This is a genomic window from Polaribacter sejongensis, assembly GCF_038024065.1.
Taxonomy (GTDB): Bacteria; Bacteroidota; Bacteroidia; order Flavobacteriales; family Flavobacteriaceae; genus Polaribacter; species Polaribacter sejongensis.
In genome coordinates, this window is sequence record NZ_CP150667.1 from 3,990,700 (window position 1) to 4,017,437 (window position 26,738).

The window sequence follows — 26,738 nt, forward strand, 5'->3', positions numbered from 1 at the left end:
TTCATTAAATATTCAATTAAAATGATAAAAAAAATAGCATTTAGTTTTTTGTTTTTAATAACAATATCAGCATTTAGTCAAGAACTAGATATTAATAACTACAAATATGTAATTGTACCAGATCGATTCGATTTTTTAAAGAGTTCAGATCAATACCAAACGAGTTCTTTAACTAAGTTTCTTTTAGAAAAAAAAGGATTTGAAGTTTTTCTAAGCAATGAAAAATTACCAGAAGATTTAATGCTAAATAGGTGTAAAGCATTAACAGCAGTAGTTGTAGATGATTCTAGTATGTTTACCATTAAAAGTGTAATTAAATTACAAGACTGTAATAATAATGTTTTATACACTTCAGAAGTTGGTAAGAGCAAACTTAAGGAATATAAAAAAGGGTATCAAGAGGCTATAAGAAGAGCTTACGAAACAATGGAAGATTTAGAGTATAATTATAATACTTCTATAGCTGTTAAAGAAAAGGTGAAACCAGAAATAGTAAAGGTAAAAGAACCTGCTGTTACCGTTAAAACAAGTGTAAATGAAATTAACACTGAATCTAATGCTACTAATGTTTTATATGCACAGAAAAAAAATAATGGATTTCAATTGGTAAATTTAAAACCAGAAGTTGTTTTTATAATTTTAAATACAAACAAGAAAGATGTTTATGTAATTAAAGGAAAAGACGGAACGCTCTATAAACATGGAGAAAGTTGGATTGCAGAATACTATAAAAATGACCAATTAGTAAAAGAAGAATATCAAATAAAATTTTAATTAATTTTCCGTCAAAAATTAAAACTTAGTATTCTTAGTTTTATTTTGAATAAAAAATGTCACTTGGAAATAATTTCTGAGTGACATTTTTTTTTGATAAAAGTTATTGATATAAATTAATAATCATAGTTGTTTTTCCATCTATTTTTTAAGGTTTCTCTAAACTGATTTTCTCTTGCATTATTACCTGGTTCATACAGTTTTGTTCCAGATATTTCATCAGGTAAAAATTCTTGTTCTACAAAATTATTCGGGTAATTGTGCGAGTATTTATAGTTTTTACCATAGTCTAAATCTTTCATTAATTTAGTTGGTGCATTTCTTAAATGAATAGGTATAGATAAGTCTCCCGTTTTCTGTACTAAATTCTGAGCATCATTAATAGCCATATATGAAGCATTACTTTTGGCGGAGTTAGCCAAATAAATAGCACATTGACTTAATATAATTCTAGATTCTGGGTACCCTACAACAGAAACAGCTTGAAACGTGTTGTTGGCCAATATTAATGCTGTAGGGTTTGCGTTTCCAATATCTTCGGAAGCAGAAATAAGTAGCCTTCGGGCAATAAACTTTACGTCTTCACCTCCTTCAATCATTCTAGCCAACCAATAAACTGCTCCATTTGGATCACTACCTCTAATCGATTTTATAAAAGCAGATATAATGTCATAATGTTGTTCCCCTGTTTTATCATATCTAACAGTGTTTTTCTGAATTTTAGCGAGTACTAAATCGTTGGTAATTTCAATTTCATCTTCTTCAGATACTAATAATTCAAAAATATTTAAAAGCTTTCTAGCATCTCCTCCAGATACTTGTAACAATGCATCGGTTTCTTTTAAAGTGATTTTTTTGGTTGATAAAAGTTCGTCTTTCTCCATAGCTCTATGTAAAAGTGCCACGAGATCAGTTTTATCAAAAGAATTTAAAATATAGACTTGGCAACGAGAGAGTAGGGCAGGAATAACTTCGAAACTAGGGTTTTCTGTAGTTGCACCAATTAATGTTACCCATCCTTTTTCTACGGCTCCTAAAAGTGAATCTTGCTGAGATTTACTAAATCTATGAATTTCATCAATAAATAAAATAGGATTTTTAACCGTAAATAACCCACCACTTTTTTTAGCTTTTTCTATAACCTCTCGTACATCTTTTACCCCAGAACTAATAGCGCTCAATGTGTAGAAAGGACGTTTAGATTCTGTTGCAATAATATTGGCAAGCGTTGTTTTTCCAATTCCTGGAGGTCCCCATAAAATTAATGAAGGAATGATTCCTTTTTTGATTAAATTGGTTAAAACACCCGTTTTACCCACTAAATGTTGCTGACTGATATAGTCTTCTAAAGTTTTAGGTCTAATTCTTTCTGCCAAAGGTTCATTCATTCTGTAAAAATAATAAAGATTTCTGACAGAAATTGTAAAAATCGGGATTGGTTCTATTTTTGTTATTTTTATAATGATGAAAGAGGAGAATCACTTACAAATATCAAAATCTATTTTCTTAATTCCAATTGTATACATTGTTGCAATATGGTTTATTTATTGGGTTGAAATACAATTTGATCTCAATTTTAATAAATATGGTGTTTTTCCAAGAACTTTTGTTGGTTTTAGAGGTGTTTTCTTGACTCATTTTATACATAGTAATGTAAGTCACCTTTTTAATAATTCTATCCCTTTATTTGTGCTTTTAAGCAGTCTTTTTTATTTTTATAGAGATGTTGCTTATAAAGTTTTGCTTCTTGGTGGTTTTTTTACAGGTTTAATAACTTGGTGTATTGCAAGAGAATCTTATCACATAGGTGCAAGCGGAATTGTGTACTTGCTTTTTAGTTTTGTTTTTTTTAGTGGAATTATAAAAAGACACTTTCGGTTGGTCGCATTGTCTTTAATTATCATCTTTTTATACGGAGGTATGATATGGTATGTGTTACCTATAAAAGATGGTATTTCTTGGGAAGGTCATTTATCTGGTTTTGTAGTAGGTCTTATTTTTGCAGTTATTTTTAGAAATAGAGGAATTGTAAGAGAAGAACATCAATTTATAGAAACAGAGTTTGATGCTTTGTTTGATGAACATGGTAATTTTGCCCCGCCAAAAGTAGAGGAGGAGTTCGATGATGAAAAACTAGAAGAGAAGTTTTAGTCCTACTTACCTTTTTCTAAATAAAGTAGTAATAGAAAAAGCTGTACATAATTTCTTACATACAGCTTTGTTTAAATATATTTTTTTAATCTCTTTAGCTGCTTACTACAATTCTTTGTCTTACTGCTTCATATAGTAAAACACCACATGCAACAGATACGTTTAAAGAAGCTATTTCACCTAACAAAGGTAATTTGGCTTTGTAATCTACCATTTTTAATATAGAAGGGTTTACACCTCTATGCTCAGAACCCATAATTATAGCAATTGGTTGCTTAAAATCGATATCATATACAGAATCTTCTGTCTTTTCTGTAGCTGCTACCGTTTTAATGTCTGATGCTTGTAATAAAAATAAGGCATCTTTAATGTGATCTACTTTACAGATAGGAATTTTAAAAGCTGCACCCGCAGATGTTTTTATAGTTTCAGCATTAACGGGAGCACTTCCATTTTTCTGAATGATAATTCCGTTAACTCCAGAACATTCTGCTGTTCTAATGATAGCACCAAAATTACGTACATCAGAAACTTGATCTAACAATAAGAATAAAGGTATTTTATCACTCTCTACTGTTTTTTCTATCAATTCTTCTAAATCGTAAAACTCTACTGGAGATATTTGAGCAACAGCACCTTGATGATTACTGTTTTTAGATAACCTATCTAACTTCTCTACAGGCACCATGCTAGTAGTAAGGTTGTTTGTTTTAATTAACTTGTTTAGGTCATAAAACAATTCTCCTCTTAATCCTTTTTGTAAGTATATTTTGTTTATTGATGAACCACTTTCTATAGCTTCTATAATAGCTCTAATACCAAAAATATTGGTAGTTGGTGTTGTAATGTTATTCTCCATTTTGCAAATGTACTTAAAAATAGAAAACCACCTCGTTAAGAGGTGGTTTTTAAAATAAAAAAATAGGTAAGTTTATTGTTTTATTAAAACTAAAGTTCTTGCATCAAAATAGCCATCAGCGGTGTATGTTAATGTAATAGTTCCTGTAGCAGGATCTACACTACCAGAACCAGATTGTGCAATTCCAAAATTATCTGCTAAATATCCTCCTGTAATTGTTAAGTTATCACAAACATCTGAAATATTAAAAGAGTATGCGGTAGTGAAATAATTACCTCTGCTTACTGTATAAGTTCCAGGTCCAGTAGATGTAATTGTTGTTGGATCACCATACGCTTGATTAACATATTCGCCTTCTAAACTTGAAGGACAAATTGCTTGCAAAGTAATAACTGTTTTGTTACTATCTGAAACTGTTTGTGTAGATGTTTCAATTTGAATAACGGCAGTTAATGGATTGGAAGAATCTAATTCAGCTGAATTAACCATAATTGAAGCCGTTGCTTCTTGTGATCCTGCAGGTATTGTAAAACTAGTTTCTCCTAAAGAGAATTCTTTTCCTTCTGTTGCAGTAGAAGAAGCAGCATCTACAGAAATAGTTACAGTAACATCTTCGTTAAGTGCAGTACCATTTCCACCTCTATACTCAATAGGTACTTCGTATTCATAAACGATACCTGTACCATCTTGTAAAAAGTTGTTCGTAACTTCTTTATTTGAAAATTGAGTGACTATTGGACCTTTTCCAAAATCAGTTTCATAATCATCCAATAATGCATCACAAGATGTAAATGCAAAAGTACTAACGAAAAGTAGTACTAATATTTTTATATTTTTCATTTTATTTGTTTTAAATTATTGCTTTTATTTCCAAAATGGATTTTTTGTAAATACATCATCACTTGTTAGTGTAGGTACATTGTCGCTGTTTCTAGATACCTCTGTTGAAGGGTATAGTAATCTTACAGGTCTTGAACCATTAGACTCTTCTGGGATCGGTAATCCTACAGGATATCCTGTTCTTGTTAAATCTATCCAAGATTCTATAGAAGAAGTTCCATTAAGCGCAACCCATTTTTGAGTTATAATTGCTTGTATTTTATTAGATGAATTAGACCAGTTAACATTTGGTGTAGTTTGTGCATAGTAAGTTTGTGCACTTGCTATAGGATCTGCAACCTCTAACTGAGTAAATGAAGCCTCAATTGCTGCTTCATAATTAGCCTGAGCTGCAGCGTCTCCACCAGATATATAACCTCTAGTTGTAGCTTCTGATTGAATAAAAAGAGCTTCAGCCATTGACATAATTATTTGATCTCCTTCTGCACTTTTTATTAGTCCCGGACCAACTTTTGCTAAATCCTTAGAAGTAAAACCGGTACCTGGAAGTATCGTTTTTTGTTCAGTTCCTTTAAACTCATCAGCATTTTCTGAAGGAGCATATAATCGCTCTAATCTTGGATCGCTTGTATTTGTTAAATATGTAATGGCATGTTCTGAAGCAACTGTATAATCACCTCTATTTTGTTCATCTCCAGTTACAGGTTGTCTAAAGTAATCATAGAAAGGGTTTTGTTTAAATTCTGCAGTTGTATAACCTGGATTAGAGGTAACATCTGTAGTTATGTAGCCTGCTCCATTAGCATTAATTGTTGCAATTTGACTAGCAATGTAAGAATCTTGACCAGTATTACTTAATCTAACTAGCATTCTTAATTTAATAGTGTTTGCAAATTCAACCCAGTGAGACATGTTTCCTCCAAAAATGATATCTTGTGTTTCTGGGTTTTGAGCATTGGTAGGTGCATTATTTATTAAATCTACTACAGCTGTTAATTCTTCTATAACTGCTTTGTACACTGTTTCTGCATCATCATATTTTGGAGTTGTATTATCTCCTCTTAAGTTTGCTTCAGTATAAGGTACATCACCATATAAATCTACAAGCATTTGATACTGAAATCCTTTTATAATTTTAGAAATTGCTTGATAATATGTGTAATCTACTGCTCCTGTTGGATCTTCATATGTTTCAATATACGTTAAATTTTTAAAAATATCTGCATAAGAAGTTTCAAAAATATTACTAAAATCTGTTGCAGTAAAATTATAACGAGAGTAGATTTCATTTGAAGACCAGTTTGATGGTGTTGCCCAGTTTACTACTAAAAAGTTTCCTAAATACGTCATTGTTCTTGCATTCAATGTTGAAAAACTTTGTTGAGCAACAGGTAATGTTAAACGTGGCGTTGAAATAGGTGGATTGTTGGGGTTGTCGTTGACATCCAGAAAATCGCTACAGCTTACACTAACCAAAGCAAAAGCGAACATTATTAATATTGATTTTTTCATTTTATATGTTTTTATATTTTATTTTTTAGAATGTTACATTTATACCCATTCCAAATTGTCTTGTAGGAGCAGTCTGACTTTGAGTTCCAACTCCTACAGCATTACCAGTAGTAAAGTTAAATTCAGGATCAGTGTATACGTTGTCTTTTGGTCTTAAGGTAATTAAATTTCTTCCATAAAAATTTAATACTAAATTACTTACTCCAACTTTCTCTAGAACATCTTTTCCAAAGGTATATGATAATGAAACCTCTCTAAGTTTTAAGGTAGTTGCGTCTGTAACATAGTTTTCTTTTACTTCATTATAAGCAGTCCAGAAAGCATTTCCACCACCTGATGTTAATCTATCTGTATTTGCTATATAGCCACCAGACCCATCAGCGTAAGAAGAATTAGGGAATACAAAAGGCTGTCTTCCTGCAGTAGCACTATGTTTAGATAATCCAGTAAATTCTAGAGCATCTACTAATCCGTTGTAAAAGACATGACCTGTTCTGTAATCTGCTACTGCGTATAAGCTAAAGTTTTTATACTTAATAGTGGTATTTAATCCAATAGTATAATCTGGAGTTGTTTTTCCTTGTATTTGATTTTGAGAATCTTGAATAGGATCTCCATCAGCACCAACTACAATACGTCCTTGATCGTCTTTTAAATAAGATGTTGTTCTTATTTGTGGATAAGATTCTCCTACTTTTGCAATAATTTGAGCATCAGCAAAACCTCCAAGATCTAATTCATCAACTCCATCATCTAAAGATATTACTTCAGATTTCATAGCACTCCAATTTACTCCCATATCCCAAGAGAAATTTTCACTTCTTAGTATTGTTCCCATTAAGTTAAGTTCTATACCTAAGTTTTCAACTTCACCAACGTTAACTCTAGCACTAGTAGCACCAGATGCACTAGAAATATTTACAGGGATTATTTGGTCAATAGAATTTGTTTTATAACCAGCAAGTTCTCCTGAAAAACGGTTGTTAAACATTCTAAACTCTATACCTGCATCAATAGATTTAGTAATCTCAGGTCTTAATCCTGGAGCAGGTACTTGACTTGATTGTGACAAACCAGCAGTACTACCATAAGGAAAATTATCTGGCGCAAAGAAAATACCTTGTGTTTGGTATAGTCCTGGATCATTACCAGTTTCGGTATAACTTAAGGTTCCTTTTAAGAAGCTAAGTCCTTTGTCTGAAACAATGCTAGGAAAAGCACTTGATGCTACAAAAGACATCCCTGCACCATAGTAAAAGAAAGAATTATCATCTTTTGGTAATGTAGAAGATTGATCATTTCTACCAGTTGCATTTAAAAATAAATAATCTTTATACCCTAAAGTTAATTCTGTATAAAAACTTACTCTTCTATAATTAGTAGTTGCTTCAGATCCTGCTAAATCACCTGTTCTCGTAGAAACATTATAGAAATCTGGTATAATTAAATCACCCCCTGAAATTGATATTCCTTTAGAGCTGGTGATTCTTGTGTTTTGTCCTAAAATAGCTTTAAGGTTAAAGTCTTGAGATACTTGCTTTTCAAATTGTAATAAAAAATCAGAATTAAATCTTGATGAATTAAAAGAACCATCTGCAGTACTAGCTCCATAAGGATCCATTCTAGCATATGTATTAGCTAATTCAAAACTATAATCTAGTGCTCCAAATTCTCTTTTATTCGTTTGTCCAGAAGAAGTAAAACCTACATTTAATGATGCTTTTAACCAGTCATTAAATTTATAATCTACATTTGTAAGAATATTAAATTCAGTAATATCTAATTTCTCTCTTTGTGTATCAACAATAAAGTAAGGGTTTTCATAAAAAGCAAAATAAGAAGTTTCATTTCTAGTAAACTCACCTGTTTGCCAATTTTTCAATTCTTCCATAGGTAAATGTAATGGAGTATTTATAATATTCCAGTATAACGGTCTACCTTGACGACCACCTTCACCTACAACATTAGAATGAGATCTAAACATAGATAGATTTCCACCAACAGTTAATTTGTCATATTTTCTTGTTGCTTTTAATCTGAAGTTTGTTCTATTATATTTATCTTTTGGTACAATACCTGTCGTATTTGTTTGGTCTAACGAAAGAAGAATACTACCTGCGTCATCACCTCCACTTACTGTAACACCATGTCTTGTAGTTATACCTGTTTCAAAGAAGTTCTTGTGGTTATCTTCAATAGGAGAAAAAGGCACTTGCCAAACTGATCCATCATCTAAAGTTTCACTTGCATCAACTAGTCTACCATCATAACGTGGACCCCAAGCAACATTTTCTAAAGGATATAAAGTTCCATCAGGAAAACCACCTACACCAAATTCATTTTGAACTTCAGGAAGGTAAGCTGCATTTTCAATAGTTATAGACCCTGCATATTCTACACTTAATTTTCCTGATCCTACTTTCGTGGTAATTAATACTACCCCATTTGTCGCTTCAGAACCATATAGAGCTGCAGCTCCAGCACCTTTTAAAACACTAATGTTAGTTATGTCATTAGGGCTTATGCGATCTAGAGCATCTCTACTAGAAGGAAAACCATCAATTACTATTAATGCTTCATTATTACCTAATAAAGATCTGTTACCTCTTAATACTACCCTAGTACTAGGGTTTACACCATTATTAGTCGTGTTAATTTGCAAACCTGCAACTTTACCAACCATAGCAGTTGCAACATTAAATGATTTAGTTTGTGTTACTTCATCACTTTTTAAAGTTGTAGCAGCATATGTTAATTCTTTGGCATTTCTTTTTATACCTAAAGAAGTAACAACTATCTCATCTAAAACTTCACCACCTTCTACCAAGGTAACGTTTATGATGCTTGAAGCTCCAATAGTTTTCTCAGAAGTCTTATAACCAAGATATCTGTAAACTAACACTGCTCCAGATTTTGCTTTCAATGTATATTTTCCATCAAAATCAGTCTCAACCCCCTTAGAGGTTCCTTTTATTAAAACACTAACCCCTGGTAAACTACCTGAACTGTCAGATACTGTACCGGAAACAGTTTTTTCTTGTGCAAACGATATTTGCACGATTAACGCTAAGAGTAGCGTTAAAAATCCATTAAACTTTGTCTTCATTGTATAATTATTTGAATTAATTAGTTTCAAAAGTCTTAAATTAATCTTAATAAAACAATTTTTTAACATAAATAGTTTTTTTATATAGAGTAAAAAACACATTTTTTAGCTAATTTTTTGCTTGTTTAAAGTTTTTTTATTATCATATGATTTCTTTAACGGGTTCTTTTCTAGGTGTTTCTATATTTTTTAATGCAATTACACTCTCTACTTAACCTTATTTTTTTTATGAAAAAAAATATTTTAAATTAGAATATTTTTTTATCTAAAACACCTTAGAATTGAGGATAATTTAGTGATTTTAATGTTTTTGTAATGTAATTTTATTGATATCTGTTTATCGTTAAATTATCTCTAATGATTTCTTCTGTTTTTGTGTTTCAGATATGTTGATTATTCTATACATTATTCTAATGAAAAAAGTAATAATAGGCAAAAGGAGTGGCAAAGTCTTTGTTTTATTTATTCTGATTTTCTTTTAAGTAAATTAAATCTTTTGAGAAATAAAAAGATTTAAATTGTAATAGCTCTATTTCTCAAAAGATTGATTTCTGAAATGGCAAGCAAAAGTATAAATGAATCAATTGTGGTAAACAAATCCAATTTGTAAGTCATATTGAAGTAGAGTGTTTATTTCACCAGGTTGCTATTGTTAATAGATATATCAAAAAGAACCCAAGATTTTAGAATATACTGAATTAAAAATAACTTGTTTCTATAAAGAAAAGAACAGGGAAGGAGTCTATTGTAGATAAATTAAATCAACGTTTCATTAAGTACTAAATTTTCTTAAATGAAAGAACTGTAAACTTCGGAAAACGATTAAGAAGTGCTTATGAGTGCTTGTATAATTGTCAACTTTTGAATATTACTTTGTAATAATATATAAGTAAATATACCAAATTCAATTAATGCTTTAGATTGTCATTTTTCTTATTCGCGGAATAATCAGAAATTATAGTGTATTTTTTTTGTCTATTATTCCTGGGTTTTAATATTTTATCTAATTTACTACAGTACCATGTTTTAACTAACTTATTTAGTTCATAAAACAATTCTCCTCTTAGTCCTTTCTGTAAGTATATTTTATTAATTGTAGAATCACATTTTATGGCTTCAATTATTGCTCTAATACCCGAAATATTGGTTGTTGCTCAAAGAATGGGTAAATCAATAAGTTCGTTTTTATAAAATTATGTTTTTTGAATTTATAGTAAACAAAAAAAATGCAACATTGATGTTTTATCATCAATGTTGCATTAGTATATTTAATCCGATCTATTACTTAATTAATAAATGGATTATTTTGAATCTCTGCTTGAGGGATTTCAAAAGTTAATCTTTCATCTGTATAAGGAATAGATAAACCAGAGTGGAATACGTGGTTTGTACCTCTTGTCATGGTTTGTTTATTTCTCTTCATAGATAAATAACTTTTACCTTCTCCCCATAATTCTATTCTAGTTTGTAGAATTACCTCATCTAATAGATCATCACCAGATAATCCATTTACGTATGCGTAATCTGTAGCTTCCGTAAATCTTTCAGATAATAATTCATTCAATCTTGTTCTTGCTGCAGCATCTTGACCTTCTTTAGCCGCCATTTCTGCAGATAATAAATACATTTCTGCAACTCTCATATAAATGTAATCATCTTCAATGTTTCTCTGACCACCAATTACCCTAGCAGCATTATAAAATTTATTACGAGGTTGTAATGAATTAATAGTATCGAATTGTGTTTTTCTGATATCATTATCTTTTATTTTAGAAAACAAAACATTATCGATACCTTTTCTATCTCCTGCCCATTGGTAACTGTATGTAAATACATCTATTTGCCCCCACCACGAAGCTAAATCTAATCCATTAGCTAGTGTAATATCAAATCCCCAAATCCAAGCAGGTGTATTAAGGTCGTTAAATCCGCCTACTACTTCAGTGCTTGTCATTAAAGGGTATCCAGCATCAATAACTTGGTCTGCTAGTCCTTTTGCTAATAAATTTGAAGCACTGTCTCCTTTAGCTGCATAAACATACGCTAATAATGCCCTAGCAACATCCTGGTTTGCACCTGTTTTGTTAGCTCTATCAAAACCAATTAAAAGTGAATCTGCAGAAGTTAAATCTTCAATCATAAAATCATACACATCGCTCATTGGAGATTGTGCAAATACTGGATCAGTAGGGGTAGTGTATAAAGGCAAAATTGCTTCTGTTGCATTATACTCTTTTTGAAATAATTGAGATAAATAAAAGTAAGCGTACGCTCTTAAGGTTTTAGCTTGACCTAATGCATGTTTTGATGCATCCGATTCAGGAATGGCTTCATTACCTCCTAATGTGCTAATTACTTGGTTAGCAGATCTTATTACTCTATAATAGTATCTCCAAGGCATGTAGTTGTCATTGTCAGCATAATCTACAGTAGATAATAAGTTTACAAAATTTCCATATCTGTTATAGTTATTAGCTGTTAGTGCTAAATCACCAGAAAGAAAGTCTGTAAAAATATCATATCCTTTCTGTCCAAAATCTTCATGATCTGTTGAAAATCCACCTGTTCCAGTGTTAATCATCATGGAGTATATTCCTCTTAGGTTTGCGTCTGATATAGAAGGGTCTAACTCTCCTGTAGTTATAACATCCTCTGCACTTATAAATTCTGTTGGGCTTTTCTCTAGAAAGTCTTCACCACAACTTAAAAATGTTGTAATTACTGCAAGAGCAAATACCGTTTTTAAAATATTATATTTCATTATTTTTTGCTTTTAAATTAATTATAATTGTACTCTAACACCAAGTGTGAATGTAGATAGTGGGCTGTATTGGTATCTTTCAGATTCACCTACTAAAGATGAAGCTGGATTAAATCCTTTTCTAGCACTTAATAAGAACATATTGTCTCCTGCTACCCAGAAACTTAAACCAGACATACCTGTGTTTTCTAAAGATTTAGATGGTACACTATAGCCTAACCTTACGTTATTTAATGCTAAATAATCAGATTTTGTTAAGAATCGTGTAGATTGTCTGTTTACATTTACATTTTGGTTACTGTATAATCTAGGGATATCTGTGATATCTCCTGGAGCTTGCCATGCATCTTTAATATCTACATGATAGTTATTAGAACCAACTTGACCATTACCTAAAACATTTGCGTAATTTCCATCATATCCATATCCTCCTAAGCTGTAAGCAAATTGTGTGCTTATATCAAAATTGTGTATTTGAGCAGATAATCTAAAAGCCCCTCTAATTTTAGGTATTGCAGATTTTCCTACAAATTGGTTTGTAGCTTCTGTATAATTACTAGTTACTGATTGCTTAATTTCTGTATTAGGGTTTTTAATTGCATATTCATATACATCTATAATTTGTTCTCCAGAATCAAAAGTACCACTTGCATTTGTATCTACATAATTGGTTTCCCAAACTGGGTCTCCATTATCAGCATTAACACCTACCCATACAGGCATGTAATAATCATACCTACTGTGCCCTTCAGCTCTACCAAAGTTACCAAGAATATCAATGATCTTATCTCTACCTTCGGGAGCGTCAAATGGCATCTTAGTGATTTCATTGTCTAAAATTTCTCCATTTATAGATAAGTCTAATTTGAATTTTTCTTTATTAATAATATGCCCTGTTAAGTCAAATTCTAAACCTTTATTTACAAGTTCACCATCGTTTTTAGTGTCAAGAGCATCACCCGTAGAAATTGGTAAACGTACACTAAAAATAAGGCCATCTGTATCTTTTACATAATAATCTACAGAACCATCTATTACATTGTTAAACAATCTAAATTCTGTACCTACTTGATACATTTTACTTGTCTCCCAAGTTAAACCTGCATTTTCTCTTGCTCTTAAAATTAATGAAGTATCTCCATTTAAATTATCTATATCATATCCGTTTTGACCAGAATAAAAATCTACACCACCTTGATCTCCTTGAATACCATAACTAGCTTTTACTTTTAAGTTGTTTACGAAATCTACGTTGCTAAAAAAGTCTTCTTTACTAACAATCCAAGATGCACCAGCAGACCAAAAAGTTCCCCATTTATCTGTTGCGAATCTAGAGCTTCCATCTCTTCTTACTGTACCAGAAAGAAAATATTTGCTTAAATAATTGTAGTTTACTTGGGCAAAATAACTCTCTATAGCTGATTCTTCAGTATAGCCAGAAGGGTTACTTCCTAAATTAACGTAGTTTGATGGGGTGTCTAAACCGTTAACTAAATTCACTACTTTATTTTTACTAATAAAAGTACGGTCTCTTTGCCATTCATTTGTTTCATGTGCTACTAAAGCAGAAACATTATGATCTCCAAAGCTTTTATTGTAGTTAAACATCTGTAAAAAGTTCTGTGTTATTGCTTGTCTTTGTTCCTTAAATAAACTACCACCTTGTCCTACAGCAGATCCGTAGAATGGGTTGTTTATACTGTTATCTACTAAGCTATAGAAGTTTGCACCATACTTGGTAGTAAAAGATAAAGCATCAGAAAAATTAACTTTAAAAGAAAAGTTACCATTTATAGAATGACGCATATCTTGATTTAAATCATATTTTGCATCTGCAATAGCATTTGTTAAACCTCCAAAACCTCTATTGGTTCCATAATCATATTGGTTACCTCCATAATAAGGATCAGCAACTACTGCTCCAGTAGCATCACGTAAAAATAAAGGGTAAATAGAAGGGATGTTATCTGTAAACCAAAAAATAGACCCAGAATCTTCTGATTGACCGTTAGAAGTTGTTTCTGCAAAAGAATAATCAATATTAGCATTTGCTTCTAACCATTCGGTAGGCTTATGAGTAATATTTAATCTTGTAGAATAACGCTTGTAATCAGAGTTTATAACATATCCTTTGTCATTTAAATAACCAAAAGAAGAAAAGTATGTTGTTGTATCGTTACCTCCACTCATACTCACGTTAGCTTCTGTTCTAGTAGATGATTGAAACCCAAAATCAGACCAGTTTTCAGGAGTATATCTTCTAGATATTCCTGGTATAACTGTACCCGTTGTAGGGTCAATAATGTCTGCACCGTTAGTGGCATTATACATATTATAATCTTGGTTTATACCACCTTGTGAATCATCGAATAATACATTGTTTGCATATGCAGTTGCGTCTGCAACACCTAATTTTTCTCCAGTATTTCTTAATGCTTGCCATGAAAGGCCCATGTACTCATCCGGAGAGCTTATTAAATCGTAAGTAGGTAAAAGTCTCATGTTTACACCAGTCTTAACCTCTACATTTATGCTAGATGCACCCTTTTTACCTCTTTTAGTTGTAATTACAATCACACCATTTGCACCTCTTGAACCGTAAATAGAAGTTGCAGTAGCATCTTTTAATATAGTAGTAGATTCAATATCTGCTGGGTTAATGTTACTTAAAATTGATAAATCAGAGTCATCAGCATTGTTTACATCTACAATACCTCCATAAGGTACTCCGTCTACAATATATAGAGGGCTACTGTTACCATTAATGGTACCAAAACCTCTAATTCTAATTTGTGCAGCACTACCAGGTTGCCCAGATGAATTTACTACTGTTACACCTGCAACCTCACCAGCTAATGCTTGTGAAATATTAGAAACTGATTTAGATTGTAAGTTTTCTGAACTCACTACTGTTGCAGTACCAGTAAAGGCTTGTTTTGTACTTGTACCGTAACCAACAACTATAACCTCATCTAAAACATTGTTCTCATCAACTACCATACTAGCATTAACAGTATTAGATGCGCCTATTGTTTTTTCAATTGGTGTAAAACCTAAGTATCTAAAAACTAAAACATCTCCGTTTTTTGCTAGAATAGAATACTTTCCATCAAAATCAGTTTCTGTACCTTTATTGGTTCCTTTTACTGATATACTAACTCCAGGTAAAGGTCCCGAACTTTCTGTAACTGTACCAGAAACAGTTTTGTCTTGTGCAAAAGAAATTTGCACGATTAACGCTAAAAATAGCGTTAAAATTCCATTAAACTTTGTCTTCATTGTGTAATTATTTGAATTAATTAACCCCAAAAATCTTAATTTAAACTTAATAAAACAATTTTTTAACACAAATAGTTTTTTTGTTTATTGTAGGAACAGCAGCTATTTTAGCTGATTTTTGGTCATTTTACTTTCTTTTGTTAAAATATTATTTAATTAATGACTTCTAAGCTAGGTGTTTCTGTTTTTTTAAAATCAATTAAGCATTCTTCATAGCTGTAGTTTGTTTAAAATATAACATTTTAAAGTAATTTGTTTTTTTTGTTTAATATGATTTTGTTTTGATGATTGTTGCATGGTTTGTCTGTTTCTGTAATATTTACGATACGTTTTTTATTGTTATATTAACATTAATCGGGTTTGTTTTTTTCGTTGTCAAGTGATGTTGAATATTGTATTTTTTTTAATATGATTTCAAAAGAAAACTACCTTATTTAATATGGTTTTATAAGATTAAAAATACTTTAACTTTATGAATTTGGGAGATACTGTTATTAAATAATTTATATCTGTTGGTAGGGGGTAATTTAATATAAGAATTTTAAGTTTTTTATTATTGCTAAGAAAATGTATGTTGCTTTGAGGTAAAGTGTTTTTTTATAGAGTTTATTCTGGATAGTTATAATATAAAAAAAAAGACTATCTTATCAGATAGCCTTTTTCTCTTAATATGTTTTTTTTGTTTAGTTTCCTACGCCTGTAATATACCAAAATACGCGAGAAGATTTATCATCACCTCCCATTGCACTACTTGCAGCAGCATAATTATCTGGGTTAAGATCTTTATCGTTGTATCCGTACAAGTACCTTCTTGGTACAGCTTCGTTAGAAATTGAAGGACGGGTAAGAGTATTAGGATAGTCTAATAATCTCCAAGAAGTCCAAGCTTCAAATCCTCTACCGTAAAGAGCTATGTATTTTTGATTACCAATAACTTCTTTCCAACTAGAGCCAGAAGTTGTGTAAGCAACAGTAGTTTGTGCTAAATATGTATCAGCTTCTGCTTGTGTTCCTCCCCAATATATAATAGAAGCGGAAATAGCTGCATTGTAATACGTTTTAGCACTACCAGTAATTAGATTTTTAAAAGTAGTTTTTCCAGTTTATCGTTAGTTTCACGCTCTTAAGGTCTGTTTCTTGTTGGTTTGTTTTTCCTGTAGAAAGACTCATATTTATTTGTGAGTTGTTGGTGTTAAATAAATAACCGAAGCCTAATCCGATTAGGTTTTCATTTTTAGAGTTCAAGTCTATTTGTCCTAAATCAGTTATGGTGTATAGATAAGATTTTTCTGAAGTCAGGTATCTGTATTCTAAATTTAAAAACATGTACTTATTGGTAAATATGCTTTGTTCGTTAAAACCTCTTATTGAGTTGGTTCCTCCGACTCTAAAGAGTTCATTATTAATGTAAGAGTCAGAGTTTAAGTATCCTGTTTTGTTTTTGATAAAAATGCTACTTCGTAAATTTAAATCCCATAAATATGAAATTGATGCTTCTAGTTTAAGTTGGTTTGTTGTTTCGTTAGTTGTTTCTCTGTTACCAAAACTTGGGTTTATGTCTAAGTGGAATTTATTATCTAAAAAAAAATCATTTTTAGGAATACTGTATTTTAATTGAACTCCTAAGAAATAATTACTATAGGTTTCAATATTGTTGGATAAATTTTCTTTTAGATTTTCGGATTTTTCAGAATTGTAGGTGAGGGCTAGTTTAATTTTAGAATTAATGTGGTATCCAATCCTAGAATCAAACTTTGAGTTTAGAAAAGTAGAGTCTTGTTTGTAGATAGAGAAAGTTAATTCTGGGCTAAATCTCGAGTTGAAGATGTATGGTATTGTTGTGGTTAATTTTAATTCTTGCTTTTCTTCACCTATACTGTTCCAGAATAAACCAAATTTTTCACCAGTATTCAAAATATTATTTAATTGTATTTCTAGATTTCCGTTAAACAGTATGTCTCCATTTTCTTTTGAAGCAAAACCTATAATTCCGTCAAAACTATTATTCTTATGTTTTTTTAAATACATATATAATAATGTAGAGTCTTTAGTAAATAAAATTTCAGGAGATTTAATTTCCTTAATAAAATCTAAATTTTTAGATGCATCTGATATTTCTAAAATTTTTTCTTGATTAAATATGTCTGTAGGTTTTATGTTGAAGTAATTTTTTAGATATGATTTAGGGAAATTGTCATATCCTTTAATAATTACTTTATTTATAGTTCTTTTTTTAGAAGGATTAATTACTAAATCAGCAAAAAGAGTTTTGTTTTTAATTGTAACATTTTTTAGTTTTACTTTAGAAAAAGACTTTCCTTCCGAATCTAAATTTGTAGATATTTTTAATAGTGTAGTTTGTAATTTTTCAATTGGAATAGAAAATGTGTTTTCTGTTGTGTTAAATTTTTCAAGATAAATTTCAGATTCCTTACTTGTTCTAATAATTGCATTGTCTATTTTATTTCCTAGGTTAAAAAAAGCAACGTATTCGTTGTCTTTATTTCTAATGCTATCTATAGAGTTTGTAAAATAACCTAAATTTTTTAAGTGTTCAGAAAGTATATTAATTTCCAAGTTTAGAAGAATAGTGTCTTTGTGTTTTTTTTGATAATTAATTTTATTTAAAATGTTTGCTTCTGTTTTATTTAAGGAAGTAAGTTTTAAAGAAAATGCTTGTGCAAAGGTTTCTGTATAAGAAAGCAGTGCAAGTAGGATATATATATAAGGTGTAGTTTTTTTATTCAAAGTGGATAAAATATAAGAATCAAAAGTAAAAGAAAATCCCAATAACTAACAAAAAAATGAACATTAAGAAAAAATAACTTGCTGATACTTGAATAATTAGAAAATAATTGTACATTTGCGGACTCTTAAAAAAGAGTAAAGGTTTAATTATAAACGAAAAACAGTAATAATTTAGTATGCCAACTATTCAACAATTAGTTCGTAAAGGAAGAACCAAAATAACTAAGAAGAGTAAATCGGCTGCTTTGTCGTCTTGTCCTCAAAGACGTGGAGTGTGTACTCGTGTTTATACTACAACACCAAAGAAACCTAATTCAGCAATGCGTAAAGTTGCCAGAGTTAGATTGACAAATGGTAATGAGATAAACGCATACATCCCAGGTGAAGGACATAACTTACAAGAGCACTCGATAGTATTAGTTAGAGGTGGAAGGGTAAAAGATTTACCAGGTGTTAAATATCACGTAGTACGTGGTGCATTAGATACAGCGGGAGTTGAGGGTAGAACCCAGAGACGTTCGAAGTATGGTGCAAAACGCCCAAAGAAGTAAGAGTTATCAGTAAAGGGTTGTAAGATTTTTAGGGTAGTAGTTGTTGTTTGAGAGTTCTCTTGAGTGTTAACTATTGTTTTTAATGTTTTATGGCGAAGAGCTAATAACAAATTAATTAACTTTTTTAATGTAAAAGACATGAGAAAAAGAGCAGCAAAAAAAAGAGTCTTATTACCGGATCCTAAATTTAACGATCAGTTAGTAACACGTTTTGTGAATAACTTAATGTGGAGCGGTAAGAAGTCTGTAGCGTTTAAAGTGTTTTATGACGCTTTAGAGCTAGTAGAAGAAAGAAAAGGAGAAGACGAAGAGAAATCGGCTTTAGAGATTTGGAAAGATGGTTTATCTAATGTTATGCCTCACGTAGAAGTAAGATCTCGTCGTGTTGGTGGTGCAACATTCCAAATACCAATGCAAATTAGACCAGACCGTAAGGTTTCTATGGCTATTAAATGGATGATTTTATATACTCGTAAGAGAAATGAGAAAACCATGGCGCAGCGTTTAGCAGCAGAGATTTTAGCAGCAGCTAAAGAAGAAGGTGCAGCAGTAAAAAAACGTACTGATACTCACAAAATGGCAGAGGCTAATAAAGCTTTCTCTCACTTCAGATTTTAATAGAAATGGCTAGAGATTTAAGATTAACAAGAAATATTGGTATTGCAGCTCACATTGATGCTGGTAAAACCACAACAACAGAACGTATCTTGTTCTATACAGGTGTTTCTCACAAGATTGGAGAAGTACATGATGGGGCAGCTACGATGGACTGGATGGAGCAAGAGCAGGAAAGAGGTATTACAATTACTTCTGCTGCAACTACTTGTGAATGGGATTTTCCAAAAGAAAATGCTCAGCCTACTCCAGAAACTCAAGCATACCATTTTAATATTATTGATACTCCTGGTCACGTAGATTTTACTGTTGAAGTAAATAGATCTTTACGTGTATTAGATGGATTAGTATTCTTATTTTCAGCAGTTGATGGTGTAGAGCCACAATCTGAAACTAACTGGAGATTAGCTGATAACTATAAAGTGCCTAGAATTGGATTCGTTAATAAGATGGACCGTCAAGGATCTGACTTCTTAAAGGTTTGTCAACAGGTAAAAGATATGTTAAAGTCTAACGCAGTGCCAATTGTTTTAAATATTGGTGATGAGGATGAGTTTAAAGGTATTGTAGATTTAGTAAAGAACAGAGCTATTGTATGGCATGATGATAACTTCGGAGCTACATTCGATGTTGTTGCTATTCCAGAAGATATGAAAGATGAAGTACGTAAGTATCGTGCTTTATTAATCGAAGAAGTAGCTAGTTATGATGAGAACTTACTAGAAAAATTCATGGAAGATGAAGATTCTATTACAGAAGATGAAGTGCACAATGCATTAAGAGCTGCTGTTATGGATATGGCAATCATTCCAATGGTTTGTGGTTCTTCATTTAAAAATAAAGGTGTTCAGTTTCTTTTAGATGCTGTATGTCGTTACTTACCTTCTCCAATGGATAAGGAAGGTATTGTAGGTGTAAATCCAGATACAGAAGAAAAAGAATTACGTAAGCCTAGTGTAAAGGAACCTTTTGCTGCTTTAGCATTTAAAATTGCTACAGACCCTTTTGTTGGTCGTTTAGCATTTTTTAGAGCATACTCTGGTCGTTTAGACGCAGGTTCTTATGTTTTAAATAACCGTTCAGGTAAAAAAGAACGTATTTCTCGTATCTATCAAATGCATGCGAATAAGCAAAATGCAATTGATTATATTGAAGCTGGAGATATTGGTGCTGCTGTAGGTTTTAAATCTATTAAAACAGGAGATACTTTAACTGCTGAAAAATTCCCTCTTGTATTAGAGTCTATGGATTTTCCAGACCCAGTAATTGGTATCGCAATTGAGCCTAAAACAAAAGCGGATGTAGATAAATTAGGTGTTGGACTTGCTAAGTTAGCAGAAGAAGATCCTACTTTTACAGTACGTTCAGACGAAGCTTCAGGACAGACTATTATTTCTGGAATGGGTGAGTTGCATTTAGATGTACTTGTAGACCGTTTAAAACGTGAGTTTAAAGTAGAAGTTAACCAAGGTCAACCTCAAGTTGAATATAAAGAGGCTATTACTGCAGAAGCAGAACATAGAGAGATTTATAAGAAACAATCTGGTGGACGTGGTAAATTTGCTGATATTGTATTTACTATTGGACCTGCAGATGAAGGTGTTCAAGGTTTACAATTTGAGTCTGTAATTAAAGGTGGAAACGTACCTAGAGAATTTGTTCCTTCTGTAGAGAAAGGATTCAAAGAAGCTATGAAAAACGGACCATTAGCAGGATACGAAATGGATTCAATGAAAGTTACTTTAAGAGATGGTTCTTTCCACGCTGTGGATTCTGATGCTTTATCTTTTGAGTTAGCTGCAAGAATGGGTTATAAAGCTTCAGCAAAATCTGCAAAAGCAAAAATAATGGAACCATTAATGAAATTAGAAGTGTTAACTCCAGAGGAGAACATGGGAGATATCGTTGGTGATTTAAATAGAAGAAGAGGTCAAGTAAATGACATGAGCGATCGTAATGGGTCTAAAGTTGTTAAAGCTTTAGTACCGTTATCAGAAATGTTTGGTTACGTTACTACTTTAAGAACAATGTCTTCTGGTAGAGCAACTTCTACTATGGAATTTTCACATTATGCAGAAACTCCTTCTAATGTATCTGAAGAAGTTATCGCTAAATCTAAAGGTTAATCTCTAAATAATATAAGATGAGTCAAAAAATTAGAATTAAATTAAAGTCTTACGATTACAATTTAGTAGATAAATCTGCTGAAAAGATTGTAAAGACGGTAAAGAGTACTGGAGCTGTTGTAAACGGACCAATACCATTACCAACACATAAAAAGATTTTTACTGTATTACGTTCTCCACACGTAAACAAAAAATCTAGAGAGCAATTTCAATTAGCTTCTTACAAAAGATTATTAGACATCTATAGTTCTTCTTCGAAAACTATTGATGCTTTAATGAAACTTGAGTTACCAAGTGGTGTTGAAGTAGAAATTAAAGTTTAATTAAACTTTAATTGTAGTTCTTACGAAAGTAAGAATCTCTAAAAAAAAAGTAATTTTATATTAACTTTCGGTTTAATTTTGTTAAACCGAAAGTTTTTTATACTTTTGCAACCCGAAATAGAGTAGGGTGACGCTATTTTTTGAGTAAAATTAAGAAATAGTAACATGTCCAGAGCGTTTCGCGAAGGAAAAACGGAAAAAACAAAATCAGCGTTGAATTTGTTTGCGCTGTTTTTTTTGGTCGAAATTTAAAGGACGAAAATGAAACAATTGTTTCGAAAAATAAATTATTAATATAGACGCGCTGGATAAATAGATCTATCGTCTAAAATTTTAACTAAATGTCTGGGTTAATAGGAAGAAAGATTGGGATGACCAGCTTATTCGATGAGAACGGGAAGAATATTCCTTGTACTGTAATCGAAGCAGGTCCTTGCGTTGTCACTCAGGTCAGAACCGAAGAGGTTGACGGCTATAGTGCGTTACAACTTGGTTTCGATGACAAAAAAGCAAAAAGTTCTAACAAAGCGTTAGATGGCCACTTTAAAAAAGCTGGTACCACTGCTAAGAGAAAAGTCGTTGAATTTCAAGGATTTGAAGAGAGTTTTAAATTAGGAGATTCTATTACTGTAGGTCACTTTGAAGAAGGCGAATTCGTTGATGTATCTGGTGTATCTAAAGGTAAAGGTTTTCAAGGTGTTGTTAAGCGTCATGGATTCGGTGGTGTAGGTCAAGCTACTCACGGACAACATAACCGTTTAAGAGCTCCAGGTTCTATTGGTGCTGCGTCATATCCTGCAAGAGTATTCAAAGGAATGCGAATGGGAGGCCGTATGGGTGGAGATAAAGTGAAAGTACAAAACTTAAGAGTATTAAAAGTAGTTGCTGAAAAGAACTTACTTGTTGTTAAAGGAGCAATTCCTGGACACAAAAATGCTTTTGTAACTATTCAGAAATAATGGAAGTAGCAGTTTTAGATATTACAGGAAAAGATACAGGTAGAAAGGTTGAGCTTTCTAAAGATGTATTTGGAATAGAACCTAATGATCATGCAATTTACTTAGATGTAAAGCAATATTTGGCTAATCAACGTCAAGGAACGCACAAGTCTAAAGAAAGAGCAGAAATTACTGGTTCTACAAGAAAGATTAAAAAACAAAAAGGAACTGGTACTGCAAGAGCAGGTTCTATCAAGTCTGGTGTTTTTAGAGGTGGAGGTCGTATGTTCGGTCCAAGACCAAGAAGTTATTCTTTTAAATTGAATAAAAACTTAAAGCGTTTAGCACGTAAGTCTGCTTTAAGTATTCAAGCAACGGATAATAACTTAGTAGTTATTGAAGATTTTGAATTTGATAGTCCAAAAACAAAAAACTTCACAAACTTATTAGGTGCATTAGCTTTAGATGCTAGAAGATCTTTATTTGTTTTGAACGGATTAAATACTAATGTGTATTTATCTTCTAGAAACTTAAAAGGTACTACAGTAATAAACGCTGCAGATTTAAATACTTATGGTATTTTAAACGCAAGTAAGATTATTATTACTGAAGGTTCTTTAGAAGGAATTAATACAAATTTAACCAAATAGGGATTCATAATGAGTATTTTAATAAAACCTATTATCACGGAAAAAGCAACAAATGATAGCGAAGTATATAATCGCTTTACATTTATTGTAGATAAAAAAGCTAACAAATTAGAAATTAAAGGAGCTGTAGAAGCAACTTACGGAGTTTCTATTTTAAGCGTTAAGACTTTAAACTATCCAATACAAAGAAATACTAAGTTTACTAAAAAAGGTTTAGTTACTGGTATTAAAAGTGGATACAAAAAGGCTATCGTTCAAGTAGCAGAAGGAGAAAGCATTGATTTTTATAACAATCTTTAAGAAAAGACAAAAATGTCAGTTAGAAAATTAAAACCAATAACACCAGGTCAGCGTTTTAGAGTTGTAAATGGGTTCGACACCATAACAACTGATAAGCCGGAGAAAAGTTTACTTGCTCCGAAAAAACGATCTGGAGGTCGAAACAGTCAGGGTAGAATGACAACACGTAATATAGGTGGTGGTCATAAACAAAGATATCGTATTATCGATTTTAAAAGAGATAAAGCAGGTATTCCCGCAACAGTAAAAACTATAGAGTACGATCCAAATCGTACTGCATTTATTGCTTTACTTAGTTATGCTGATGGAGAAAAGCGTTATGTGATTGCACAAAACGGTTTAACAGTAGGTCAAACAATTGTAGCAGGTTCTGCTATTGCACCAGAAATTGGAAACGCAATGGCATTAAGTGAAATTCCTTTAGGAACTGCAATTTCTTGTATAGAATTACGTCCTGGTCAAGGTGCTGTTATGGCTCGTTCTGCTGGTTCTTTTGCTCAATTAATGGCAAGAGATGGTAAGTATGCAACAGTTAAGTTACCTTCTGGTGAAACAAGATTAATCTTGTTAACATGTATGGCAACTATTGGAGTTGTATCTAATTCAGATCATCAATTATTAGTATCTGGTAAAGCAGGTAGAAGAAGATGGTTAGGTAGAAGACCAAGAGTTAACGCAGTAAGAATGAATCCTGTCGATCACCCAATGGGTGGTGGTGAAGGTCGTGCTTCTGGAGGTCATCCAAGATCTAGAAATGGTATTCCTGCTAAAGGATTTAAAACTAGATCTAAGACTAAAGCTAGTAATAAGTACATTTTAGAACGTAGAAAGAAATAATAAGTTATGGCAAGATCATTAAAGAAAGGACCTTACGTTCACTATAAATTAGAGAAAAAAGTGTTAGCTAATGTAGAGGCTGGTAGCAAAACTGTAATTAAAACTTGGTCTAGAGCAAGTATGATTACTCCAGATTTTGTAGGACAAACTATTGCTGTTCATAATGGACGTCAGTTTGTACCAGTTTTTGTTACAGAAAACATGGTAGGGCATAAATTAGGCGAATTTTCACCAACTCGTTCTTTTAGAGGACATGCTGGTGCAAAAAATAAAGGAAAAAAATAGTAGGATATGGGAGTTCGTAAAAAAAACATGGCAGATCAGTTAAAAGCAGATAGAAAGCAACGTGCTTTCGCGAAGCTTACTAACTGTCCTACATCACCGAGAAAAATGCGTTTAGTCGCAGATCAGATAAGAGGAGTTGAAGTTGAAAAAGCTTTACAAATCTTAAAATTTAGCCCAAAAGAAGCTTCAATTAATTTAGAGAAATTGTTGTTGTCTGCAATTGCAAACTGGCAAGCTAAAAATGAAGAAGCATCTATAGAAGACGCTAAGTTATTTGTAAAAACAATTTGTGTTGATAGCGCAGGAATGTTAAAGAGATTAAGACCAGCTCCACAAGGTCGTGCACATAGAATTCGTAAGCGTTCTAATCACGTTACTTTAGAGTTAGGTAGTAAAAATTTAAGCAATTAATTAAAGTAGAAATGGGACAAAAAACTAATCCAATAGGAAATCGTTTAGGAATCATCAGAGGTTGGGAATCTAACTGGTACGGTGGTAATGACTACGGAGATAAATTAGCTGAAGATTTTAAAATAAGACAGTATGTAAATGCTAGATTATTTAAAGCAAGTGTTTCTAGAGTAATTATAGAGCGTACTTTAAAACTTGTAACCGTTACTATCACTACGGCACGTCCAGGTATCATTATTGGTAAAGGAGGTCAAGAGGTAGACAAGTTAAAAGAGGAGCTTAAAAAAATTACAGGTAAAGAAGTTCAAATTAATATTTTTGAAATTAAACGTCCAGAATTAGATGCAAAATTAGTTGCAGTTAGTGTTGCTCGTCAAATTGAAAATAGAATTTCATACAAGAGAGCTACTAAAATGGCTATTCAGGCTACTATGCGTATGAACGCTGAAGGAATTAAAATTCAAATTTCAGGTCGTTTAAACGGAGCTGAAATGGCACGTTCTGAACATTATAAAGAAGGAAGAATTCCACTTTCTACTTTTAGAGCTGATATTGACTATGCACTTGTAGAAGCTCATACTCAATACGGAAGACTAGGTGTTAAAGTATGGATTATGAAGGGTGAGGTTTATGGTAAAAGAGAATTATCTCCATTAGTTGGCTTGTCTAAAAAACAAGGTGGTAATAAAGGTGGTGGTGATAGATCTAAACGTCAACAACCTCGTAGAAGAAAATAATTTTTAAAATTAGAAATTAAAAATGTTACAGCCAAAAAGAGTAAAATACCGTAAGGTACAGAAGTCGAAAGGAAATATGACTGGTATTTCTGGTAGAGGAAATCAACTTTCTAATGGGATGTTTGGTATCAAATCACTAGACCAGAATTTATTAACTTCTCGTCAAATAGAAGCAGCTCGTATCGCGGCAACTCGTCATATGAAAAGAGAAGGTCAGTTATGGATTAAAGTATTTCCAGACAAGCCTATCACTAAGAAACCTTTAGAGGTACGTATGGGTAAGGGTAAAGGAGCACCAGATCATTTTGTTGCAGTTATTAAACCAGGTAGAATTTTGTTTGAAATCGGTGGAGTATCGATTGAAGTAGCAAAAGAAGCTTTACGTTTAGCAGCTCAGAAACTTCCAGTAAAAACGAAGTTTGTAGTAGCAAGAGATTTTGATATTAACGCATAATTCTAAATAAAATGAAACAATCTGAAGTAAAAGAATTATCTATAGCTGATCTTAATGAAAAGCTTGGAGCGTTGCAAAAGAATTATACTGATCTTAAAATGGCTCACGCAATAACTCCATTGGAGAACCCATTGCAGTTGAGAGGTTTAAGAAGAACTGTAGCAAGAATTGCAACAGAATTAACAAAAAGAGAATTACAATAATTCTATAGTCAGTTTTAAAGATGGAAAAAAGAAATCTTAGAAAAGAGAGAATTGGTGTTGTTTCTAGTAACAAAATGGAAAAATCTATTGTTGTTGCAGAAACTAAGAGAGTAAAGCACCCAATGTACGGTAAATTCGTATTAAAGACGAAGAAGTATGTTGCACACGACGAACAGAATGATTGCAACGAAGGAGATACTGTTAGGATCATGGAAACAAGACCTATGAGTAAATCTAAGCGTTGGAGATTAGTAGAAATCCTAGAAAGAGCTAAATAA

26 protein-coding genes are annotated in these 26,738 nt (G+C 32.0%); 16 read left to right on the forward strand and 10 right to left on the reverse strand.

The window, feature by feature from the left end; all coding sequences use genetic code 11:
* Window positions 1–21: 21 nt before the first annotated feature.
* Window positions 22–774 carry a hypothetical protein gene (locus tag WHD08_RS16405; RefSeq protein ID WP_208890021.1) on the forward strand — a complete coding sequence of 251 codons (753 nt, stop codon included), beginning with the start codon at window positions 22–24 and terminating at the stop codon, window positions 772–774.
* Between the two features lie 116 nt (window positions 775–890).
* Here the strand turns inward: WHD08_RS16405 and WHD08_RS16410 are convergent, their stop codons facing one another.
* Window positions 891–2,162 carry a replication-associated recombination protein A gene (locus WHD08_RS16410; protein ID WP_208890020.1) on the reverse strand — a complete coding sequence of 424 codons (1,272 nt, stop codon included), beginning with the start codon at window positions 2,160–2,162 and terminating at the stop codon, window positions 891–893.
* A gap of 73 nt (window positions 2,163–2,235) precedes the next feature.
* On the opposite strand from WHD08_RS16410, the gene WHD08_RS16415 reads away from it, so the two are divergent.
* Entirely contained in the window at window positions 2,236–2,925 is a 690-nt protein-coding gene (locus WHD08_RS16415) for a rhomboid family intramembrane serine protease (protein ID WP_340832987.1), read from the forward strand.
* 94 nt (window positions 2,926–3,019) lie between these two features.
* Here WHD08_RS16415 and rlmB read toward each other — a convergent pair whose 3' ends face one another.
* The 9 genes from rlmB to WHD08_RS16460 all read right to left on the reverse strand — a co-directional run bounded on the left by rlmB (window position 3,020) and on the right by WHD08_RS16460 (window position 18,030).
* Window positions 3,020–3,784 carry a 23S rRNA (guanosine(2251)-2'-O)-methyltransferase RlmB gene (gene rlmB, locus WHD08_RS16420; protein WP_208890018.1) on the reverse strand — a complete coding sequence of 255 codons (765 nt, stop codon included), beginning with the start codon at window positions 3,782–3,784 and terminating at the stop codon, window positions 3,020–3,022.
* Between the two features lie 72 nt (window positions 3,785–3,856).
* On the reverse strand, window positions 3,857–4,624 hold the full coding sequence (locus WHD08_RS16425) for a hypothetical protein (protein WP_208890017.1): 768 nt from the start codon (window positions 4,622–4,624) through the stop codon (window positions 3,857–3,859).
* Between the two features lie 24 nt (window positions 4,625–4,648).
* Window positions 4,649–6,136 (reverse strand): SusD/RagB family nutrient-binding outer membrane lipoprotein, encoded by a 1,488-nt coding sequence (locus tag WHD08_RS16430; protein WP_208890016.1) that lies wholly within the window; start codon window positions 6,134–6,136, stop codon window positions 4,649–4,651.
* A gap of 25 nt (window positions 6,137–6,161) precedes the next feature.
* Complete coding sequence (locus WHD08_RS16435) at window positions 6,162–9,242, reverse strand: SusC/RagA family TonB-linked outer membrane protein (RefSeq protein ID WP_208890015.1); 3,081 nt, start codon at window positions 9,240–9,242, stop codon at window positions 6,162–6,164.
* Window positions 9,243–10,150: 908 nt separating this feature from the next.
* Window positions 10,151–10,384, reverse strand: coding sequence for an RNA methyltransferase substrate-binding domain-containing protein (locus tag WHD08_RS16440; RefSeq protein ID WP_340833861.1), 234 nt, complete (start codon window positions 10,382–10,384; stop codon window positions 10,151–10,153).
* A gap of 143 nt (window positions 10,385–10,527) precedes the next feature.
* A complete protein-coding gene (locus tag WHD08_RS16445) occupies window positions 10,528–12,003 on the reverse strand; it encodes a RagB/SusD family nutrient uptake outer membrane protein (RefSeq protein ID WP_208890014.1) in 1,476 nt (491 codons plus the stop codon).
* A 21-nt stretch (window positions 12,004–12,024) separates the two neighbouring features.
* Window positions 12,025–15,282 (reverse strand): SusC/RagA family TonB-linked outer membrane protein, encoded by a 3,258-nt coding sequence (locus WHD08_RS16450; RefSeq protein ID WP_208890013.1) that lies wholly within the window; start codon window positions 15,280–15,282, stop codon window positions 12,025–12,027.
* A gap of 683 nt (window positions 15,283–15,965) precedes the next feature.
* Window positions 15,966–16,358: a SusD/RagB family nutrient-binding outer membrane lipoprotein gene (locus WHD08_RS16455; RefSeq protein WP_208891155.1), complete on the reverse strand. Its 393-nt coding sequence runs from the start codon at window positions 16,356–16,358 to the stop codon at window positions 15,966–15,968.
* Window positions 16,359–16,365: 7 nt separating this feature from the next.
* Window positions 16,366–18,030, reverse strand: a complete 1,665-nt coding sequence (locus WHD08_RS16460) for a POTRA domain-containing protein (protein ID WP_208890012.1) — start codon at window positions 18,028–18,030, stop codon at window positions 16,366–16,368.
* Window positions 18,031–18,206: 176 nt separating this feature from the next.
* On the opposite strand from WHD08_RS16460, the gene rpsL reads away from it, so the two are divergent.
* The 14 genes from rpsL (at window position 18,207) to rpsQ (ending at window position 26,738) form a co-directional block, all read left to right on the forward strand.
* A complete protein-coding gene (rpsL, locus tag WHD08_RS16465) occupies window positions 18,207–18,581 on the forward strand; it encodes a 30S ribosomal protein S12 (protein ID WP_018943587.1) in 375 nt (124 codons plus the stop codon).
* 138 nt (window positions 18,582–18,719) lie between these two features.
* Complete coding sequence (rpsG, locus tag WHD08_RS16470; protein ID WP_087522435.1) at window positions 18,720–19,199, forward strand: 30S ribosomal protein S7; 480 nt, start codon at window positions 18,720–18,722, stop codon at window positions 19,197–19,199.
* 5 nt (window positions 19,200–19,204) lie between these two features.
* Complete coding sequence (gene fusA, locus WHD08_RS16475) at window positions 19,205–21,322, forward strand: elongation factor G (protein ID WP_208890011.1); 2,118 nt, start codon at window positions 19,205–19,207, stop codon at window positions 21,320–21,322.
* A 17-nt stretch (window positions 21,323–21,339) separates the two neighbouring features.
* Window positions 21,340–21,645, forward strand: a complete 306-nt coding sequence (gene rpsJ, locus WHD08_RS16480) for a 30S ribosomal protein S10 (protein ID WP_004568745.1) — start codon at window positions 21,340–21,342, stop codon at window positions 21,643–21,645.
* A gap of 341 nt (window positions 21,646–21,986) precedes the next feature.
* Entirely contained in the window at window positions 21,987–22,604 is a 618-nt protein-coding gene (gene rplC, locus WHD08_RS16485) for a 50S ribosomal protein L3 (RefSeq protein WP_165732597.1), read from the forward strand.
* Window positions 22,604–23,233 carry a 50S ribosomal protein L4 gene (rplD, locus tag WHD08_RS16490; protein ID WP_165732598.1) on the forward strand — a complete coding sequence of 210 codons (630 nt, stop codon included), beginning with the start codon at window positions 22,604–22,606 and terminating at the stop codon, window positions 23,231–23,233. The genes rplC and rplD overlap by 1 nt, the downstream gene beginning before the upstream one ends.
* A 9-nt stretch (window positions 23,234–23,242) precedes the next feature.
* Entirely contained in the window at window positions 23,243–23,533 is a 291-nt protein-coding gene (rplW, locus tag WHD08_RS16495; RefSeq protein WP_165732599.1) for a 50S ribosomal protein L23, read from the forward strand.
* 12 nt (window positions 23,534–23,545) lie between these two features.
* The gene (gene rplB / locus WHD08_RS16500) at window positions 23,546–24,370 is read left to right on the forward strand and encodes a 50S ribosomal protein L2 (RefSeq protein ID WP_165732600.1); all 825 of its coding nucleotides are present in this window, start codon (window positions 23,546–23,548) and stop codon (window positions 24,368–24,370) included.
* A gap of 6 nt (window positions 24,371–24,376) precedes the next feature.
* Window positions 24,377–24,655, forward strand: a complete 279-nt coding sequence (gene rpsS, locus WHD08_RS16505; protein WP_068451508.1) for a 30S ribosomal protein S19 — start codon at window positions 24,377–24,379, stop codon at window positions 24,653–24,655.
* 6 nt (window positions 24,656–24,661) lie between these two features.
* Window positions 24,662–25,066 carry a 50S ribosomal protein L22 gene (gene rplV / locus WHD08_RS16510; protein WP_068451511.1) on the forward strand — a complete coding sequence of 135 codons (405 nt, stop codon included), beginning with the start codon at window positions 24,662–24,664 and terminating at the stop codon, window positions 25,064–25,066.
* Between the two features lie 11 nt (window positions 25,067–25,077).
* On the forward strand, window positions 25,078–25,803 hold the full coding sequence (gene rpsC, locus WHD08_RS16515; RefSeq protein WP_158841427.1) for a 30S ribosomal protein S3: 726 nt from the start codon (window positions 25,078–25,080) through the stop codon (window positions 25,801–25,803).
* 22 nt (window positions 25,804–25,825) lie between these two features.
* Complete coding sequence (gene rplP, locus WHD08_RS16520) at window positions 25,826–26,257, forward strand: 50S ribosomal protein L16 (protein ID WP_165732601.1); 432 nt, start codon at window positions 25,826–25,828, stop codon at window positions 26,255–26,257.
* 11 nt (window positions 26,258–26,268) lie between these two features.
* Window positions 26,269–26,460, forward strand: a complete 192-nt coding sequence (rpmC, locus tag WHD08_RS16525) for a 50S ribosomal protein L29 (protein WP_100947456.1) — start codon at window positions 26,269–26,271, stop codon at window positions 26,458–26,460.
* A 20-nt stretch (window positions 26,461–26,480) separates the two neighbouring features.
* Entirely contained in the window at window positions 26,481–26,738 is a 258-nt protein-coding gene (gene rpsQ, locus WHD08_RS16530; protein ID WP_065320234.1) for a 30S ribosomal protein S17, read from the forward strand.